Source organism: Acrocarpospora catenulata, from assembly GCF_018476525.1.
GTDB classification, from domain to species: domain Bacteria; phylum Actinomycetota; class Actinomycetes; order Streptosporangiales; family Streptosporangiaceae; genus Acrocarpospora; species Acrocarpospora catenulata.
In genome coordinates this window covers 153,773-171,533 of sequence record NZ_JAHCST010000002.1, presented here as the reverse complement: position 1 = coordinate 171,533, position 17,761 = coordinate 153,773, and the positions used below count along the sequence as shown (strand labels likewise).

Sequence of the window (17,761 nt, the reverse complement as noted above, 5' to 3'; positions counted from 1 at the left end):
GACCATGATGACCGACGGGCCGAGGGGCACGACCGCCGGTGCGATCAAGGCCGGCATCGAGGGGTTCCGGCTCGCCGACCGCCCGGATGTGGCCGTGCTCTACCCCGACGTGTGCTTCGCCTCGATCGAGGCGGTCGGGGACGTGCCGATCTCCTTGCTGGTCGCCTCGGTGCTGACCGGCTGGCGCCCCGAGTCGCACCTGACCGCACCGGCCGGTCCTGGCTCCCCGGCGCCGTTCCCGGTCGCGTCGCTGGTGGTGTCGCGCGACTCCGCCGTACGGTTCCATCCGGAGCTGAGCAACCGCGACCCGGTCGAGATTCAGGTGTGGGCGGACGGACGGGTCACGCTCGAGGTCGAGTTCCAGGGATCCGACCTCGCAACGGTCGGCGAGGAGTGGCGGTCCACCGCGCGCGGCGTGCTCGCCGAGTGGGCGCGGGAATCCGGCGCCGAACTGCTGTCGGTCTTCAACGACCGGTCCCGGTCCCTGCCCGACGTGTGGAACGCGACGTTCGCGGTGCCCGCCGCCGATCGGACCGTCCACGACCTCGTCGACCTGGGGACCCGCGCGCTGCGTACGGCCGAGCTGTCGATGACCGGGTGGGGAAGCGAACAGGACGTCCGGCGGCTGATCGCCGACGGCGACGCCCACGCGGTGCTCGGCTGGCTGCCCTCCGCCGTCCTGGAGCTGTGGGCGGCCCTGCCCGAGGGTGACGGCGAGCTCTACTTCGCGGCCGACGTGTGCGCCTTCGCCAACGGGGTCCGCGGCGGGACGATCGTGGTGGGCGCCGACCGCATGCCGGGCGACCAGAGGGCACGGCTGACCCCCCTCGACGGCGACGAGGGGCCGGGCCTCGTCCGTCGCCTCATCGAGGAGCGGGTCTTCCCGGTCCCGGAGCGGCTGTCCGTGCACCAGGTCACCGTCCCCGGCGCCACGCCCACGGAGTCGCACGGAAGCATCCTGGTGGTCAGGATCCCGCCCCAGGACCGGCTGGTCCGTCCCTTCCTGGTCCGCGTCGCGGCGCACGCAGGCCGGGGCCTGGAGGCCTTCGCGGTCGTCGAACGGTACGGCGTCGAGACCAGGGCGCGTGGCGCGGCGGCGACGCACACGGCGCTGGCCGCCGGCGTCGCGGCTCTGCTGCCCGGAACCTAGAACGTCGGCGGGGTGATCACCCAGATCGCGACGAGGTCCTCGTCGCCGACGCTTTCCCAGGAATGCGGGCGGGTGCTGGGGAAGTAGATCGCGTCACGGGGGTTGAGCACCCACTCGTTGCTGCCGACGGCGAACTTCATGGCGCCGGAGATCACGACGCCGCATTCTTCGCCCTCGTGCACGTGCGGGTGTCCGCCGCTGCCCTGCCCCGGCGCCGCCTCGACCCAGATGATCTCCATGCGCTTCTGGAGGTTGGGGGAAAGCAGTTCGTTGGCGATCTGCGTTCCGGGGTACACGATGCGTCGCCGTTCCCCGGCCCGGAGCACCGCGACCTCGTCGTCGATGTGCTGCTGGCCGGTCACCTTGGGGCCGGCGTTCTCCAGCAGTTCCCCCACACTGAAGCCGAGTGCGGTGACCAGGGACTTGAGGCTGGACAGGGTGGGGTTGGCGACGCCGCGTTCCACCTGGCTGACGAAGCTTGTGGACACCCCGGCCCGTTCGGCGAGCTGGGACAGGCTCATCCGCTGGGCCTGACGCCGTTCCCTGATGAGCCCGCCGAGCGCGACGGCGTCGAGACTGTCGTCTCCCTGTTTCATGGCGGCGACGCTATCGTATGGGCGGCCATTCGAAAGCCGCGTCAACGAGGGCTCTGAGGGTGTGCTGCGACCGGCCATCTCATGCTCCTTGGGTGATCGTGCTCGTCGGCGGCGCCGGGCGTCCGGCGACCTGTGCGGCCAGCCGGCTCATGGGTTGGCCCGCGGCCAGACAGCGACGACCGTGTACGGCGGCCTGCGGCCAGTTGACCGCCAGCACGCCGCACAGCTCGTCGTCCTCCCGTGCCCAGAGGACCGCGAACCGTTCCCCGCGTTCCTGTCTCACCACCTGGTGGCGGACTCCGGTCCACGGGGTCCCGGCGATCTGGATCTTCCAGTCGTACTGGTTGCTCCAGACGTAGTCGAGGGACAGGTGCTCGCGGGGTGATTCCGGGTTCAGGATGTTGTGCGCCACGACCGCCGCCTGCTCCACGGCGCTGGTCCAGTGTTCCGATCGGGCGTGCAGCCTGCGCGCGGTGTGCCACCAGCGCGCGGCGTCGCCGACGGCGTAGACGTCCGTCGCGTTCCGGGCCCTGCCTCCCGCGTCGCAGACGACGCCCGACTCGACGGCCAGTCCCGAGCCGGCCAGCCACTCGGTGTTGAGTTCGGTGCCGAGACCGGCCACGGCCACGTCGGCGGCGATCGTGGTGCCGTCACCGAGGCGTGCGCGGAGCCGTCCGCCGTGTTCGGCGATCTCCTCGACCGCGGTCCCGAAGTGGGTGTGAACCCCGTGGCGCCGGTGCAGATCGACGAACAGCGAACCGATCTCGGCGCCGAAGTGCCGCGCCATCGGCACCTCGGCGACGTCGACCAGGTGCACCTCGATCCCCAGCCCCCGTGCGGCGGAGGCGACCTCGGCGCCGATGAATCCGGCGCCGACCACCAGGACCGACCGGGCTCGCCGGAGGGCGGCCCGCAGGTTCACCGCGTCCTCCCAGCCACGCACGTCCAGCACCCGGTCCAGGCCGTGCCACGGTGAGGTTCTCGCCCGGGCGCCGGTGGCCACCACGAGCGCGTCCTGGTAGCCGATCGACCTCCCGTCGGAGAGCCTGACCTCGCGGGCGGTGAGGTCGAGGCCGGTCGCCGCCACGCCGAGGGTGAGTTCCAGCTCTTCGGTCTCCTCGGCGGTCAGCAGCGACGGGAAGACCGGTTCGTCGGCCAGCAGCACCTCTTTGGACAGGGGCGGCCGGTCGTAGGGGAGGTGCCGTTCGCGCTCCACGATCGTGATGCTCCCTGCGTACCCGCCGGCGCGCAGCCGCTGGGCGGTACGGACGCCGGCGATGGAGCCGCCGACGATCAGGACGCCGGTCACCTGTTCTCCAGCTGGAGCGCGGAGACCGGGCAGCTCGCGACGGCCAGCTCCACCCGCGCGAGGTCGGCCGCCGGGACATCCTGGCGGACCAGGCGGACGACGCCGTCCTCGGTGAGTTCGCAGTAGTCGTCGGCCTCGAAGATGCAGTTGCCGTAGCCCTCGCACAGCTCGAGATCGACCGTAAGTCGGGTCACCCGTGCTCCCCTCGTCTCTGATGACCATGCACCAGGGGTGCCGATATGTTGAATTACAAGTGCAAGAGATGTCGTGATCGAACCCCCTGCAACCGCGCTACCGGGCAAGTTTGACCTTGACACCTAAGACGCATGAGTGAAAGCATACACCATGAGTGTAAACGATCAACGCCGTTCCGCGGCGGACAGGGAGCGCTCGTGACCATCGAGACCCAGTCACCGGACCGCCGATCTGCCCGGCAGCGCCACTCGAAGGCGCTCGACGTAGCGCGACGCGGCCTTTCACTGGTGATGAACCACGCCAACGAGCAGGCCGACTCGATCTATGAGCAGCCCGCGAGCCGGTACCTCGACCTGGACCGGTTCGAGCTCGAGAAGAAGGTGCTGTTCCGCGGGCGGCCGGTGTTCGCCGGGCTCAGCGTGGAACTGCCTGCCCCCGGGTCCTACAAGACCCTGGACCTGCCCGGTTGCCCGCTGGTCATCGCCCGGCAGGCGGACGGCTCGCTGCGGGCCTTCGTCAACGCCTGCCTGCACCGCGGCGCCAACGTCGCCTACGATGCCGGGGCGGCGCGTACCTTCGTGTGCAAGTTCCACGGTTGGGCCTACAACCTGGACGGCTCACTGCGGAAAGTGCGCGGCGGGGACAACTTCGGGCAGCTCGACCCCGGATGCACCGGGCTCGCGCAGGTCCCGGTGGCGGAGAAGTACGGACTGATCTTCGTGCGCGGGACGCGCCTGGCCGAGAACCCGGAGCCGATCGACGTCGACGAGGCGCTGTGCGGGCTCGGCCCGCAGTTCGCCGAGTGGGGCCTGGAGATGGACCTGGCCACACCGGCCATCCACCCGCCGGTCGTCACCGCGTCGAACTGGAAGCTGGCCGTGGACGGCTACCTGGAGCCGTACCACTTCGCCTCGCTGCACAAGACGACCGTCGCCAAGTACAACAACTCCAACCAGGCCACCGTCGACCTCTACGGGCCGCACGTCATGAGCGGCTTCCTCGGCCGCAAGATCAATGAGCTCGCCGAGGTCGAAGAGGACGACTGGCCCCTGATGCGCCACGTGCAGCTCATCTACTTCCTGTTCCCCAACGTCATCCTGTCGGTCATGCAGGACCACGTGGAGTACTCGTTGATCCTGCCGGGCCGGTCGGTCGCGGAGAACGTGATGCATCACAACTACTTCGCCTACACCGACTGGTCGAACGCGGACGTGCACGAGAAGCGGTTCCACAACACGCAGTGGATCCTCACCGCCGAAGACATCCCGATGGCCGAGGAGTGCCATCGCAACATCGCCGAAGGGGCCATCGACAAGTTCTACTTCGGCCGCAACGAGCCCGCGTTGCAGCACTTCCACAAGACCATCGAGACGGAGCTGGCCGCCGCCCAGCACTGACCAGCCGGCCCGACCCTCCGCCCAAGGGAGATCCACGTGTCACAGCACCCCCACCCCGACCACGTCCCGCCGCCCCTGCAGTACGCGGACAAACTGCACTTCGGGCCGACGACCAACGACACCCACGAGGGCATCGACACCAACCGGATGCGCGAGGAGCGCGCCGCCCGGATGCGGCAGATCATGCGCGCGGCGAACATCCCGGCGCTGCTGGTGACGGGCGCGGAGAACGTCCGGTACCTCTGCGGGTTCTTCTGGTCAGAGTTCCAGCTCCAGGCGGGGTACGCGCTGTTCTTCGTGGACCATCCACCGGTCGTCTACGCCCCGGCCGGCTCCTACCACCAGATGCCGGACCAGGCCCCGTGGATCCCCGAGTGGCGGATCGCGCGCACCTGGCTGGAGGGCCCGGTGCCGCAGTCGGCCGCCGAGGCCGAGTCCAAGCTCTTCGCCGACGAGATCGCCGCGGAGCTCAACGAACGCGGCCTCGGCCGGGAACCGCTGGCCGTCAGCGAGTTCGGCGAGCGGGCGGTGTCCGCCCTGATCGGCGTCGGCATCGACGTGCGTCCGGGGCTGCCGCTGCTCATGGAGAGCGCCCGCGTCAAGACGCGCGACGAGATCAACTGCCTCAGGATGATCGCCTCCATCAGCTCCTCCGGCTTCCACCGGGCGCTGGAGACCCTCCGGCCGGGCGTCCTGCAGAGCACGGTCGCCAAGGAGGTCAAGCGCGCGGTCGAGGACGCCGGCGCCGAGTTCGGGGCCTCGAAGGTGATGGCCGGCCCGCTGGCGTTCGAGCGCGGCATCAGCAGCAGCGACCGGCGCATCGAGTACGGTGACCTGGCCTACGTGCTCACCTGCGGCAGCTCCTACCTCGGCTACACGGCGTGCCTCTACCGGCAGTACATCGTTGGCCGCCGCCCGACCGCCGAGGAGTCCGGCTGGTACGACACGCTGCGGGACCGGCTCGACTCGGTGATCGGCGAGCTGCGGCCAGGGGCCAGCACGGCCGACGCCGCCCGGCACTTCGCGCCCGCGAGCAAGTGGGGCTACACCGACGAGGCGGAGCTGCTCACCATCGAGTTCGGGCACGGCATCGGCCTGGTGAACGCCGGGTCGCGCTTCGTGCACTACAACCCGCCGATCATCAACCGGCAGTGGTCCTTCGAACACCCGGAGGAGATCGAGGCCGGCATGGTGATCGCGGTCGAGGGCATCGAGGGTGTGCACCGCAAGGCCGGCGTACGCCTGGAGACGATGGTCGTGATCACCGAGAACGGGCCGGAGGCGATCGACTTCTACCCGCGTCACGAGATCCTGGCAGCCAGTGTCATCTGAGACCGCAACGGCCGCCCGCGCCGGATCGTGGTCCGAGCCCGGCGCCGAGCCGGTGGCGCCCGGGGTGCACCGGATCCCCCTGCCGCTGCCGGACGAGCTCGCGGCGGTCAACGTCTACGCGCTGGAGCGCCCCGACGGGCTGACGCTGATCGACGCGGGCCAGGCGCTCCGGCGGGCACGCGCCGCCCTGGAACACGCGCTGTCGTCCCTCGGGTACGCGGTCGGCGACGTACGCGAGTTCCTGGTCACCCACGCCCACCGCGACCACTACACGCTCGGCCCCCAGGCGCGGCGCGACCACGGTTCGCGGGTGCGCGTCGGCATCCGCGAGGCCCCGGCGCTGGCGGCACTCGGCAGTCCCGACTGGCCCGCGTACGCCGCCCAGCTGGCGCTGCTGCGCGCCAACGGCGCCGAGGCCCTCGCCGACGAGATCGGCGACGACGCCAAGGCCCAGGGGATCGCGGCCGACCTGTGGGAAGCACCCGACTCGTGGATCGTGGACGAGGAGATCATCGAGGTCGGCGACCGGCGGCTGCACGCCGTGCCGACCCCCGGCCACACGCAGGGCCATCTCGTCTTCCACGACGAGCACGCGGGTCTGCTCTTCGCCGGTGACCACGTGCTCCCGCACATCACCCCGTCCATCGGCCTGGAGCCGGTCCCCGGACGATCGCCGCTGCGCGACTTCCTCGGGGCGCTGCGCCGGGTGCGGCGGCTTCCGGACGCGCTGCTGCTGCCGGCGCACGGCCCGGTCGCGCCCTCCGCCCACGCCCGCGTCGACGAGCTGCTGACGCACCACGACGAGCGCCTCCGGAACACGTTGACGGCCGTGCGCGCGGGGTGTACGACCGGGTTCCAGGTGGCGCGCGAGCTCCCATGGACCAGGCGGCGGGTCGACTTCGACGGGCTGCCGGTCTTCCATCGCATGCTGGCGGTCGTGGAGACGTCGGCCCACCTGGAGCTTCTCGTCGAACAGAACGTGCTCACGCAGACGTTCGACGCCGGCGTCATCACCTATACCGAGGGTGTCGCGCGGTGAGTCTCCTCAACGGGATGCGGATCCTGGACCTGTCGACGTTCTCGCCGGTACGGTTCGGCACCACCGTGCTGGCCGACCTCGGCGCCGACGTCATCCAGATCGACCGGCCGCGCTCGTCGTATCCGGACGACGTGCCGATGCTGACCTCCATCGAGCATCCGCGCTGGCTCTGGCACAGCCGCAACAAGCGGAGCATCGGCCTGAACCTCAAGCAGGACGGGGCAAGACAGGTGCTCCGCCACCTCGTGGCGGAAGCGGATGTCGTCATCGAGGGCTTCGCGCCCGGCACGGCGGCGCGGCTCGGCCTCGACTACGGTTCGCTGAGCAAGGTGAAGAAGGATCTGGTCTACGCCTCGGTGACCGGCTTCGGTCAGACCGGTCCGTACGCGGGTCTCGGCGGCCATGAGATGAACTACCAGGCGATGGGCGGGGTCACGGCGGCCATGGCCGCCGCCAACCGTGGCGACCCGGCGATCCTCCCCTTCCCGCTGAGTGATTCCGTCGCGAGCCTGTACGCCGCTGTCGCGGTGCTCGCCGCCGTGCACCGGCGGGACCGCACCGGCCTCGGCGCCTGCGTGGACATCTCCATCCAGGACGCCGTGATCTCGCTCTTCGGCTACGACGCGCAGTACTTCTGGCGGCAGGGCATCGCCGATCCGTCGGAGATCGAGGAGTTCGGCGGCTCCCCGGCGAACGGCGCCTACGCCACCTCGGACGGCAAGGCGATCGTCCTGGGCGCGGTGGAGCCCTCGGTCTGGAAGCGGTTCTGCGCCGCGATCGGGCGGCCGGACCTCGAAGCGGCGCTGCTCGATCCCGAGGAGCGCGAAAGGGTGCGGCGCGAGCTGGTGGCGATCTTTGGCCGGCAGTCGCGTGCCCACTGGCAGACGGTCGGCGAGCAGCATCAACTCGGCCTCACACCGGTGCTCTCGCTGACCGACCTACTGGCCGATCCGCACATCGAACACCGTGGCCTGGTCAACGAGGTCGAGCACCCGACGCTTGGCCTGGTCAGGCAGCTCGCCACGCCGATCAACGTGGACGGTGGAGTGCCGCCCTCGCGGTGGTTCGAGGTCCCGGGCGGGCACACCCGGGCTCTCCTGGACGAGCTCGGCATCGACGAGTCCGAGCGCACCGCTCTCTACGAGGCAGGGGCGGTGTTCGACGCCGAGCCCGACAACCCCTGAACTGGGACCTTGTGTCGAGACTTTTGAATCGCTGGACGGAGGATTTCATCTCGCCGAAACCTAAGGGGGAACCCCTCTGGGTAGAGTCTCGCCATCCTAGACAACGTTGATCCCTTCATCGGCATCGCGGCTACCGACCTGCCTTCGGCACGTGGTCTCGCCGCGACTTGGTGGTGGCCGAAACCGCAGGTGGGCAATACCCACCCGGGTGCCACGTCGCCGCTCGGCATGGTGTCGGCCTGTGCCTATTCGGGTGCGTACCCGACGGGGTACGGGCGGTACACGAAGAACACCGAGGGCGTGCCCGAGGAGATGTTCGAGCGGCTGCAGGCCTCCGGGTTCACCCATTTCCAGCAGTCCGGTACCGGCGCGATCCGCAAGTACTACAACTACGTCCGGGTCACCCCGATGGTGCAGCCGCTGGACGCGCTGGGGGAGGCCTGGCCGCTGCGCGACGAGGTGGCGGAGGCGGGGTACTACGCGGCGACCCTGGACACGGGGGTTCGTTGTGAGGTCACCGTGGGCACCAAGGTCGCCGTGCACCGGTACACCTTTCCGGAGCACAGCAGCGCCCGTGTGGTGATCGACCTGTCCTGCGGCGGCCTGGCCATCGAGCACGGCCGTACGGTGCCGTTGCGGGCGCAGGTGGAGAGCATGGGCCACGGCCGGGCCCAGGGCACGGTGGTGATGGAGGGCGTTCCGCTGTCGGTACACCTGGACGTGGACAGCCCCACGGGCTGGCGGCAGATGCTCTGGTACGACCGGCGGCTCATCGACGGCGGCACCCGCCTGGACTTCGACAGCATCCGGCACACCACGCTGCGGCCTTTCGGCATGCTCTTCATGGGCCGCGCCGTGGCGGGACAGACCATCGAGGTGCGGCTGGGGTTCTCGCTGCGCGGGTGCGACCAGGCGCGGCAGAACCTGGAGCGCGAGTGCGGGCAGGGGCAGCCGGCCTTCGACCGGGTGCGTTCCCGGACCCGGCTCCGCTGGGGCGAACACCTCGACCGTGTCCAGGTCGAGGGGGGCACGCCGGCCCGCCGTACCGTGTTCGCGACGGCGCTCTACCACTCGCTGATCAAGCCGTGCGTCGCCGACGACGAAAGCCCGTTCTGGCCGAACCCCGGGCCGTACGCGTTCGACGTCTGCACCATGTGGGACATCTACAAGACGCAGCTGCCGCTGCTGGCGGCCATCGTCCCGGACCGGGCCGCGGATCTGCTGGAGTCGCTGATCCGGGTCTGCGAGGAGGAGGGCAACTTTCCCATCGGGTACCGGATGGCGCGCGGCGCCGACCGGTTCTTCCGCCAGGCCAGCGCGCTGGCGCACACCGCGCTGGCGGACGCCCACGCGCTCGGCCTCGCGGGCCTGGACTGGAACTGGGCGCTCGTGCACATGGTCGACGACCTGCGCCGCCTGTACGGCGAGGACTTCTTCGAGCACGGAGTGGTGCACCCGATCACCCACACCCTCGACCTCGCCTACGGCCACCACTGCACGGCGAAGGTCGCCCGGGCACTGAACGACTGGCGCCTGGCCGACGACCTCGAGGCCCGCAGCCGCCAGTGGTCCAACGCCTTCGACCCGAGCACGGGACTGCTGCGCGACTCGGAGTTCTACGAAGGCGGCAAGTGGAACTACTCGTTCCGGTTGCTGCACGACATGGCGGCGAGGATCGCGCTGGCCGGCGGCGACCAGGCCTTCATCGACAAGCTGGACAGGTTCTTCGGCTTCGGCGCCGCACCGGTGAAGCAACCGGGCCGGCGCCCGGAGCCGGCCGAGATGGCGGCCGGCTACGCCCTGAACCGGTTCGAGGGGTTGAACAACGAGCCCGACATGGAGGCGCCGTGGGCCTACCACTACGCGGGCCGGCCCGACCGTACGGCCGAGGTGGTACAGGCGGCGTTGACCTGGCAGTTCGGCACCGGCTCCGGCGGGCTGCCCGGTAACGACGACTCCGGGGGCCTGAGCTCCTGGTACGTCTGGGCGTCGCTGGGGCTGTTCCCGATCGCCGGGCAGAACCTGTTCCTGGTCAACGCGCCCGCGTTCGGCCGCGCCGTGCTCCGGGCAGGCGGCAACGAGTTCGTCATCGAGACCAGCGGGCACCGCGAGACGCCGATCGGTGTCGACGGCATCGACCGTGACCCGCCGGCGCAGTACGTCCAGTCGGCGACCCTCAACGGGAAACCCCTGCACGCTGCGCACCTGAGCGCCGCCACCGTGCACCGCGGCGGCCGGCTGCACCTGCGGCTGGGCCCGGAGCCGTCGGCGTGGGGGCGGGGGGTCCGCCCACCATCCCTTTCCGATCCGCTTGTGACATCGGAGGAAACACGATGAGCCACCCCCGTCGCCGTCTCGTCATCGTGGTCAGGGCCGATCCGGTCATCTGCGGCCACTCCGGTGAGGCGCGCAACCTCGCCGAGGTGGCGCTGACCCGCGGGTTCGATGACGTACGGCTGCTGACCTGGCCGATTCCGGCGTTGCAGGCGGCCGGGCTGCCGCTCAAGCCGCTGGACCGGCTGTTGCCGTACAGTCCCGGGATCACCGTGGAGCGGCCGGAGCCGATCGGGGACTACCGGGTGCCGGACGGGCGCCACCAGGCCGGTCTCACCGGCCGCCTCATCGAACTGCTCTCCGAACCGGTGCCCACCACCTGCCTGTCCATGTACCTCATGCCGCACGCCGCGGTGGTCATCGACGCGGTCGCCTCCGCGCGGGCGGCCGGGTTCGCGCCCAACGTGCACACCGTCGTGAAGGCGGTCGGCTCCGACGTGACCAACGTGATCCGGTCCTGCCTGCGGGAAGGCCGGTTCGGCGCGGCGACCCTGCTGTTCACCACCTTCCTGGCCAACGACGAGGTCGTCGCGGTCTCCGAGTACACCCGAGTAGAGATCGTCGCCGCGGCCGAGCAGGTGGACGCCGCCTGCGGCACGAGGTTCGCCGAGGAGTGCCGCCGCCGGGTGACGGTCAGCTATCCGCCGATCGACTCGGCCGCCTTCCTCGACCTGGACCCGGCGCGGGTGGACGCCGCGCTCGCCAGGCGCGGCCTGGAACGGGACGGGTACGTGCTCTTCCTGTCCCGGGTGACCCGGGCGAAGGGCATTCACGACCTGCTGGCGGCGTACGGCCGGATGCGCTGCCGGTCGCGGGTGAAACTGGTGGTCGCGGGGACCGGACCCGATCTGGCGCAGGTGCAGGCGGTGGCGGCGCGGGACGAGCGGGTGGTCGTGCTGACCGACGTGGACGACGAGGAGAAGTCGCTGCTCATGCGGGGCTGCGCGGCGTACGCGCTGCCGACCAAGCCGGAACCGGAGTTCGTGGAGACGTTCGGCATCGCCCTGGCCGAGAAGATGCTGGCCGGCGGTGGCCCGATCATCACGACCACGACGGGCGGGACCCTGGAGGCGGTCGGCGACACCGCCGTCCTGGTCGAGCCCGGGGACGTCGCCGGGCTGGCCGCGACCGTGGACCGGGTGGTCCTGGACATGTCCGCCGCCGAGCGGCAGGAAATGGAGCTTCGCGCCCGCGCCTACGCCATGGCCTTCGACCGGACCGCGGTGTTCGACGGCCTGTTCCCGCAGAACGCACTCGCCGTCGGGGTTGCCTGACCTGGCAAAAGTGTTCACACCGGAGCGCGCGGGCCGCCCGTCGCGCTCCGGTAGCAGGGTGGCCCTATTCCGGTGGCCAATGGCGAATTCCTGTTAGCGCTAACATTTGCACTGCTAAGCCAGCCTTCCTTGGTTTCCGCGTGGTCGGACTTCGTTTTGGGCGGTTGGTGATGGCATGGCGGAGCCAATACGACGGTGACAGGTCCCGTCAAGCGCGGCACCTGTGCCGGACCTCCGACGACGAAGGCCCGCCTTCTCCTCTCTGGCCGTGTTCGCATTTCCCGCAGGTGGGCCGTGGTGAAAATTTCAGCTACGACTGTCGGCGCAGCATGCGGCCTTCCGGGAGTCTCCCGGGGTGGTCTTGACATGGTTTACGGAGATTTCCACACTGACTCCTCGGGCGGCCTCCTCCTGGCGAGGTCGATGGTGAGTGGCAAGGCGCGATTCGTGACGCCGTCCGGCGCCGGATCGCGTTCAACTCCGCGGGTGTCTCCCGCGTCTTCCTCACTCAGCCATCAATGGAGGCTCAGGCATGCACCTGTTTCGGCGAGCGCGCCGCTCCGCCATCGCGCCGACCACGCCACCTCGTCAGGCCCTGCGCCGGAGGGTGGCGATCATGGCGGCACCGCTGCTGCTCACGGCGGCGACCGGGTTACTGGGCGCGCCGCGCGCGGAGGCCGCCGTCGCCTGCCGGGTCGATTACTCGATTGCCTCGCAGTGGCCGGGCGGCTTCAACGTCAACGTCACGATCAACAACCTCGGCGACGCGGTCAGCGGCTGGCGGTTGACCTGGTCCTTCGGGGCCGGCCAGCAGATCACCGACATCTGGAACGCCACCCGCACCCAGTCCGGCTCGTCGGTGACGGTGACCAACCTCAGCTACAACGCCGCCATCCCGTCCGGCGGCAACACCTCCTTCGGGTTCAACGGCTCGTGGAGCGGCTCCAACCCCGTCCCCACCTCCTTCGCCCTGAACGGCGTGGCCTGCACGGGCTCCCCGGGGACCCCCAGCCCGACTCCGACTCCGACGCCCACCCCCACTCCGAGTCCCTCGCCTTCCCCGAGCCCCTCGGGCGGCACCGGGACGCTGCCGTCGAGCTTCCGGTGGAGTTCCAGTGGCGTGTTGATCTCGCCGAAGTCGGACAGCACCCACAACGTGGCGGGGATCAAGGACCCGACCGTGGTGTACCACAACGGCAAGTACCACGTGTTCGCCAGCACTGCCAACGCCTCGGGCTACAACATGGTGTACCTGAGCTTCACCGACTGGTCGCAGGCCGCCTCGGCCACGCACTACTACCTGGACCGGACCCCGATCGGGTCGGGCTACCGGGCCGCACCCCAGGTGTTCTACTTCGCGCCGCAGGGCCTGTGGTACCTGGTGTACCAGACCGGGAACGCCTCCTACTCCACCAACCCCGACATCTCCAACCCCAACGGGTGGAGCGCCCCGAGGAACTTCTACTCCTCAATGCCGGCCATCATCCAGCAGAACATCGGCAACGGCTACTGGGTCGACATGTGGGTCATCTGCGACAGCGCCAACTGCTACCTGTTCTCCTCCGACGACAACGGCCACCTCTACCGCTCCCAGACCACCCTGGCCAACTTCCCCAACGGCATGACCAACACCGTCATCGCCCTCCAGGACGCCAACCGCAACAACCTGTTCGAAGCGGCCAACGTCTACAAGATCCAAGGGCAGAACCAGTACCTGCTGATCGTCGAGGCCATCGGCTCCGACGGCCGCCGCTGGTTCCGGTCCTGGACCTCCTCCAGCATCGCCGGATCCTGGACACCGCTCGCGGCCACTGAGAGCAACCCGTTCGCCCGGGCCAACAACGTGACCTTCACCGGCACCGCCTGGACCCGCGACATCAGCCACGGCGAGATGGTCCGCACCCAGACCGACCAGACCCTCACCATCAGCCCCTGCAACCTGCGCTACCTCTACCAAGGCCTGGACCCCAACGCGGGCGGCGACTACAACTCGCTGCCGTGGCGTCTTGGCCTGCTCACCCAGACCAACTCCACCTGCTGACCGTCGCGTACGCCCCCGACGCCGCGACAGCCGACAAGGCCCTCCTCGCCGAACTCGGTGTCGAGGTCCACTTGTGCGGCGAGACATCCATCGCCTGACTCGCTCGCGGGTCCCACGGTCTCGTGGGACCCGCAGTCAGTCGCCCTAATGTGATCTGTTGTAGGCGGACATAGTGTGAAAAACCGCCTTAGGCTGCCACTTCGTCTCGTCGAGCATGGTGACGATGCCGTAGGAGCCCAGGTCGGCCTCGCCTGTCCGGGTGAAACCAGCGAAGGTGAACCACAGGGCGGTATCCACCGACTCCTGCTCGAAGATGGACATCAGCTCGGTGTAGTACCTGACCTGCTCGGACTCGTCCCGCACCGCATCCTTGGGCGGCTGCCAGGCCATCCCGCCGAGCTTGCCCGCACCCCGATACGCACAGGTGCCGAACTCCAGCACGGCGATCGGCTTCCCGTGCTTGTGCTGCTCCCGCAGTTCCGTCGCGAAGGACTCGGCGTTGTACTCGGCCCGGTACGCGTCGAGCCCGACCACATCGAAAGGACTCCAGTCGACGGGTTCCCAGGGGGCGGAGGCATACGTGACAGGACCGTCGAAATGCGACCGGACGGTGGCCGCCGCCTGCCCCAGGAAATCGTTGAGGCTCTCGATGATCGGCCCCAGGGACAACCACCATTCCAGATCCGCGGTCGCCATGGTGTGCATGCGTTCCTGGCATGTCGCACCCGGCATGAACCCGCTCGCGAACGCGCTGATCTCACAACCGGTGACGAAGAAGACCCTGGCACCGGAACGACGGATGGATTCCGCCCGCCGAGCACAGTCGGTGAACAGCGGCAACATCTCCCCGGCCGGGAGATCCACCGGGAAGGGCGCGAACCAGACCTCCAACCCGGCAGCCGCCGCGATCTCCGCCGTCTTCGTCAAGCGCTCGGGATCCCTCCCCGAAATGCGAACGGCGTCACAGTGCAGCTCATTCGCGATGACGTCGATGTCGTACTGAACGGCCCGCAGGTCAAAATGCCGGCGACTGATCTGCTCACCGGGCAGGAAGCCCGTGTCGTAGTTGATCCCCCTGGCGCGCATCCTCATCGTCCTTTCGGCCGGTCCAACCGGTCCATCCCGTGCTCCAGCAGATCGAAGGCAAGCTCGACGTCGTCCTCAAGCCTCTGCCCCGCCTCCGCGAGCGAAGCCCCCGCCACGAGCCGGCGATAGAACACTTCCTGAACAGTCAGCACAGAAGCGCAAATCTGCGCCGCCATCAGCGCCGCCGCCAACTCCCCGTACTCCTCGACCAGCACCTCCGCCAGCGCCTGACGCTGCCGGTACAGCAACTCATTGGCCGCACTGGCCAACGCGGGACTCTCAAAAATCAAACGCATCCGCGAGACCAACGCCTCCCGCGCCTGCCTCTGCCCTTCCCCGCCCGCGTCATCGACCTCCGCGCACCAGTCCCCCGCCTCATCCCGCGTCGCCGACGCCACGAAATACCCCCGCAGAGCCACCAGCGGCGACTCCCCAGCCCCCCGCTTCGCAACGATCCCCGCCAGGTCCTCCCCAGCCACCCCCTCAAGCACCAACGACTCCTTCGTCGGGAAGTACTTGAACAAGGTCACCTTCGCAACCTCCGCGGCAGCAGCGATCTCATTCACCGTCACCGCGTCAAACCCCCGCTCCACAAACAACCGCAGAGCCACCTCAGCAATCCGCCGCCGCGTCTGCTCCTTCTTCCGCTCCCGCAGCCCACTCACCCACACAACGTAAAACCAAACCCAGTTTAAAAGCAAACCGAGTTCACTTTTACCCTCAGCCTGATCGCCTACAACCGCGCCAACCAGTCACCTATGGCAACGAAGTCGCTGTCCGTAAGCCCCCGCCGAGCGTCAACACAATGAAGCAGCGCCCGCCCGCGATGATGCACAGACACCCAATCCCGATCAGCATCAGTGATCTCATCGTCAACCCAGACGAACGCCCGCCCATCCGCCCAGCCGACCAGACCACGCGTCTTCCAGTGCAGCGCCCCCTCCTCATCCGACTCCGGCCACTCCACCACCGGCAACTCGGGCAGCCCAAGCAACGGACTGATCACTTCATTCGCATCGCCCATCCAAGACGTCGCCCACACCAACTCACACGGCAACGCCGACAGCCGCACCCCCTGCAGAGGATCGACCCTGCCCAACAGTGGGTTCGCCCCTGACGACGCTGCCCGGCCGCCCGCGTACCCACCGGGAGCCCCGAACGGAATGAGGGGGCCGTCAACATCGAGGAACAACAACGGACGGCCCGCGAAACCCGGCATTGCCGCAGGATATGTCGGGCCGCATCACATGGTCATCTAGCGAGCAGTGGTGCGCGGATGCCTGTCAGGTCGGGTGGGAGGGGGAGAATGGCGGGGTCCCGGGCTGGGGATTATCCGGGTAAACAGGTAGAGTTTGTCGGGAATGGATGGGAAGGCGTGTTCATGAGTAGTGATCGGCACCCCTTGGACAATCCCGTGTGGGCCTCGTTGACCGGTGGGCATGCGCGCTTCGCTGAGAGGTTGGGGCGGGTGCTGCGTTATCCGGCTGATGTGTCGCCGTTTCTGGCGTTGGAGGGGGAGCCGGGGCCGCAGGATTGGGCGGATGCTGCCGCGTTGGCGGGGCCGGGGGGGATGGTGCCGCTTGCGGGGGTGGATGCCGCGCCTCCGGTGGGGTGGGGGGAGCCTATGACGTTGGAGGGCGTGCAGATGTCCGGGGAGGACGTCATGGGGGCGGAGTGGGAGGAACCGGTTCGGTTGGGGCGGGCGGATGTGCCGGAGATGTTGGAGTTGGTGGCGCGGACTCAGCCGGGGCCGTTTCTGACGAGGACCGTTGAGCTTGGTACGTACCTCGGGGTGAGACGGGGTGGTGCGCTGGTCGCGATGGCGGGGGAGCGGCTGCATCCGACGGGGTGGACGGAGATCAGCGCGGTGTGCACTGATCCGGAGCACCGGGGGCAGGGGCTGGCCGGTCGGCTGGTGCTGGCCGTGGCTGCGGGGATACGGGCGCGGGGGGAGACGCCGTTCCTGCACACCACGGCCGACAACGTTGGGGCGATCCGGCTGTACCAGACGCTGGGATTCCGGCTGCGCCGCACCATGAGCTTCCGGGTGGTGCAGGTGCCCGCCGAGGTCCCGGTTTAGGTGAGTAGAGCCTTCTCGCCCGCGGTCACCCCGACGTCGAGCCGGTTGCCCGCGGGCGGGAAGAAGCAGAGGTAGTGGTCGGTGAAGGCGCACGGGGGTAGGTAGGCCCGGTTGAAGTCGGCCACCAGTGAGCCGTCCGGGTCGGGGGCGGGCAGCGGCAAGGTGCGGAACTTGAAGGTCGACTCGCCACTGGTCAGGTCGCTGAACTGGGCGGTCAGGCCGTCGCCCGCCCGGCTCACGGCCAGGGTGTGGGTGCCGTCCGGCAGGATCACCGCCACCTCCCCGGCGAGCACGAGGTCGCGTTCCCGGCCGTCGGCGGTGGGTACGGCCGTGGCCTGCTCCGCGGGGTAGGGCGTGAACACGGCGGGCCGGAGCCAGCCGGGATCGTACGGGAAGGCGTCGATCCCGGCGAAGGCACGCAGGGCGGGCGAGTCAGGGTCCCAGGTGCGCACGACCGGCAGGCCGTCCTTGACGAGCACCGACAGGCGTACCGGGCCGTAATGGAGGCCGGCCACATCAGGGGCGAGGGTGACCGTGCCGCTGATCGGCTCCCCGGCGAGGGTCAGCCCGTCCGGCGCGACCGCCTTCAGCTCGACGCCCCCGGCAGCCGAGGGCTGCCACACCCCCGGCACTCCCGGCACGGCGGTCTCGCCGTCGATCCAGTAGGTCCCGGTCAGGGCCAGCAGCCCGCGAGCCTCCTCGGCGCGGGCGGTCCGCCAGTGCTGCCAATCGGTTTCGCTCATG

General features: G+C 69.3%; 16 protein-coding genes. 9 read left to right on the top strand and 7 right to left on the bottom strand.

Annotated features, from left to right (window positions below; all coding sequences use genetic code 11):
* The first annotated feature begins 4 nt into the window (after positions 1–4).
* Positions 5–1,150: a hypothetical protein gene (locus KIP79_RS02735; RefSeq protein WP_214103078.1), complete on the top strand. Its 1,146-nt coding sequence runs from the start codon at positions 5–7 to the stop codon at positions 1,148–1,150.
* Here KIP79_RS02735 and KIP79_RS02730 read toward each other — a convergent pair.
* The 3 genes from KIP79_RS02730 to KIP79_RS49175 form a co-directional block, all read right to left on the bottom strand.
* Positions 1,147–1,746, bottom strand: a complete 600-nt coding sequence (locus KIP79_RS02730; RefSeq protein WP_214103077.1) for a helix-turn-helix domain-containing protein — start codon at positions 1,744–1,746, stop codon at positions 1,147–1,149. The two genes, KIP79_RS02735 and KIP79_RS02730, sit on opposite strands and share 4 nt — an antisense overlap.
* A gap of 79 nt (positions 1,747–1,825) precedes the next feature.
* The gene (locus KIP79_RS02725; protein ID WP_214103076.1) at positions 1,826–3,055 is read right to left on the bottom strand and encodes an NAD(P)/FAD-dependent oxidoreductase; all 1,230 of its coding nucleotides are present in this window, start codon (positions 3,053–3,055) and stop codon (positions 1,826–1,828) included.
* Entirely contained in the window at positions 3,052–3,249 is a 198-nt protein-coding gene (locus KIP79_RS49175) for a ferredoxin (protein WP_214103075.1), read from the bottom strand. Before KIP79_RS49175 ends, KIP79_RS02725 begins: the two co-directional genes overlap by 4 nt.
* A gap of 198 nt (positions 3,250–3,447) precedes the next feature.
* On the opposite strand from KIP79_RS49175, the gene KIP79_RS02715 reads away from it, so the two are divergent.
* The 7 genes from KIP79_RS02715 (at position 3,448) to KIP79_RS02685 (ending at position 13,851) form a co-directional block, all read left to right on the top strand.
* Positions 3,448–4,647 (top strand): aromatic ring-hydroxylating oxygenase subunit alpha, encoded by a 1,200-nt coding sequence (locus tag KIP79_RS02715; RefSeq protein WP_214103074.1) that lies wholly within the window; start codon positions 3,448–3,450, stop codon positions 4,645–4,647.
* 36 nt (positions 4,648–4,683) lie between these two features.
* Positions 4,684–5,979 (top strand): M24 family metallopeptidase, encoded by a 1,296-nt coding sequence (locus tag KIP79_RS02710; RefSeq protein WP_214103073.1) that lies wholly within the window; start codon positions 4,684–4,686, stop codon positions 5,977–5,979.
* Positions 5,969–7,018: an MBL fold metallo-hydrolase gene (locus KIP79_RS02705; protein WP_214103072.1), complete on the top strand. Its 1,050-nt coding sequence runs from the start codon at positions 5,969–5,971 to the stop codon at positions 7,016–7,018. Before KIP79_RS02710 ends, KIP79_RS02705 begins: the two co-directional genes overlap by 11 nt.
* Positions 7,015–8,202 (top strand): CaiB/BaiF CoA transferase family protein, encoded by a 1,188-nt coding sequence (locus KIP79_RS02700; protein WP_214103071.1) that lies wholly within the window; start codon positions 7,015–7,017, stop codon positions 8,200–8,202. Before KIP79_RS02705 ends, KIP79_RS02700 begins: the two co-directional genes overlap by 4 nt.
* A 93-nt stretch (positions 8,203–8,295) precedes the next feature.
* The gene (locus KIP79_RS02695; RefSeq protein WP_308169540.1) at positions 8,296–10,539 is read left to right on the top strand and encodes a GH92 family glycosyl hydrolase; all 2,244 of its coding nucleotides are present in this window, start codon (positions 8,296–8,298) and stop codon (positions 10,537–10,539) included.
* On the top strand, positions 10,536–11,810 hold the full coding sequence (locus KIP79_RS02690; protein WP_214103070.1) for a glycosyltransferase: 1,275 nt from the start codon (positions 10,536–10,538) through the stop codon (positions 11,808–11,810). The genes KIP79_RS02695 and KIP79_RS02690 overlap by 4 nt, the downstream gene beginning before the upstream one ends.
* Before the next feature lie 532 nt (positions 11,811–12,342).
* Entirely contained in the window at positions 12,343–13,851 is a 1,509-nt protein-coding gene (locus KIP79_RS02685) for a glycoside hydrolase family 62 protein (RefSeq protein ID WP_214103069.1), read from the top strand.
* Between the two features lie 144 nt (positions 13,852–13,995).
* On the opposite strand, the gene KIP79_RS02680 is transcribed toward KIP79_RS02685, so the two are convergent.
* The 3 genes from KIP79_RS02680 to KIP79_RS02670 form a co-directional block, all read right to left on the bottom strand.
* The gene (locus tag KIP79_RS02680; protein WP_214103068.1) at positions 13,996–14,937 is read right to left on the bottom strand and encodes a glycoside hydrolase family 113 protein; all 942 of its coding nucleotides are present in this window, start codon (positions 14,935–14,937) and stop codon (positions 13,996–13,998) included.
* 2 nt (positions 14,938–14,939) lie between these two features.
* Complete coding sequence (locus KIP79_RS02675) at positions 14,940–15,602, bottom strand: TetR family transcriptional regulator (RefSeq protein ID WP_214103067.1); 663 nt, start codon at positions 15,600–15,602, stop codon at positions 14,940–14,942.
* 68 nt (positions 15,603–15,670) lie between these two features.
* Complete coding sequence (locus KIP79_RS02670; RefSeq protein ID WP_214103066.1) at positions 15,671–16,156, bottom strand: HAD domain-containing protein; 486 nt, start codon at positions 16,154–16,156, stop codon at positions 15,671–15,673.
* 57 nt (positions 16,157–16,213) lie between these two features.
* Here KIP79_RS02670 and KIP79_RS49170 point away from each other — a divergent pair, with 57 nt between their 5' ends.
* The gene (locus KIP79_RS49170; protein WP_308169534.1) at positions 16,214–17,017 is read left to right on the top strand and encodes a GNAT family N-acetyltransferase; all 804 of its coding nucleotides are present in this window, start codon (positions 16,214–16,216) and stop codon (positions 17,015–17,017) included.
* On the opposite strand, the gene KIP79_RS02660 is transcribed toward KIP79_RS49170, so the two are convergent.
* Positions 17,014–17,760 (bottom strand): DUF1684 domain-containing protein, encoded by a 747-nt coding sequence (locus tag KIP79_RS02660; RefSeq protein ID WP_214103064.1) that lies wholly within the window; start codon positions 17,758–17,760, stop codon positions 17,014–17,016. The genes KIP79_RS49170 and KIP79_RS02660 overlap by 4 nt on opposite strands.
* Between the last annotated feature and the right edge of the window lies 1 nt (position 17,761).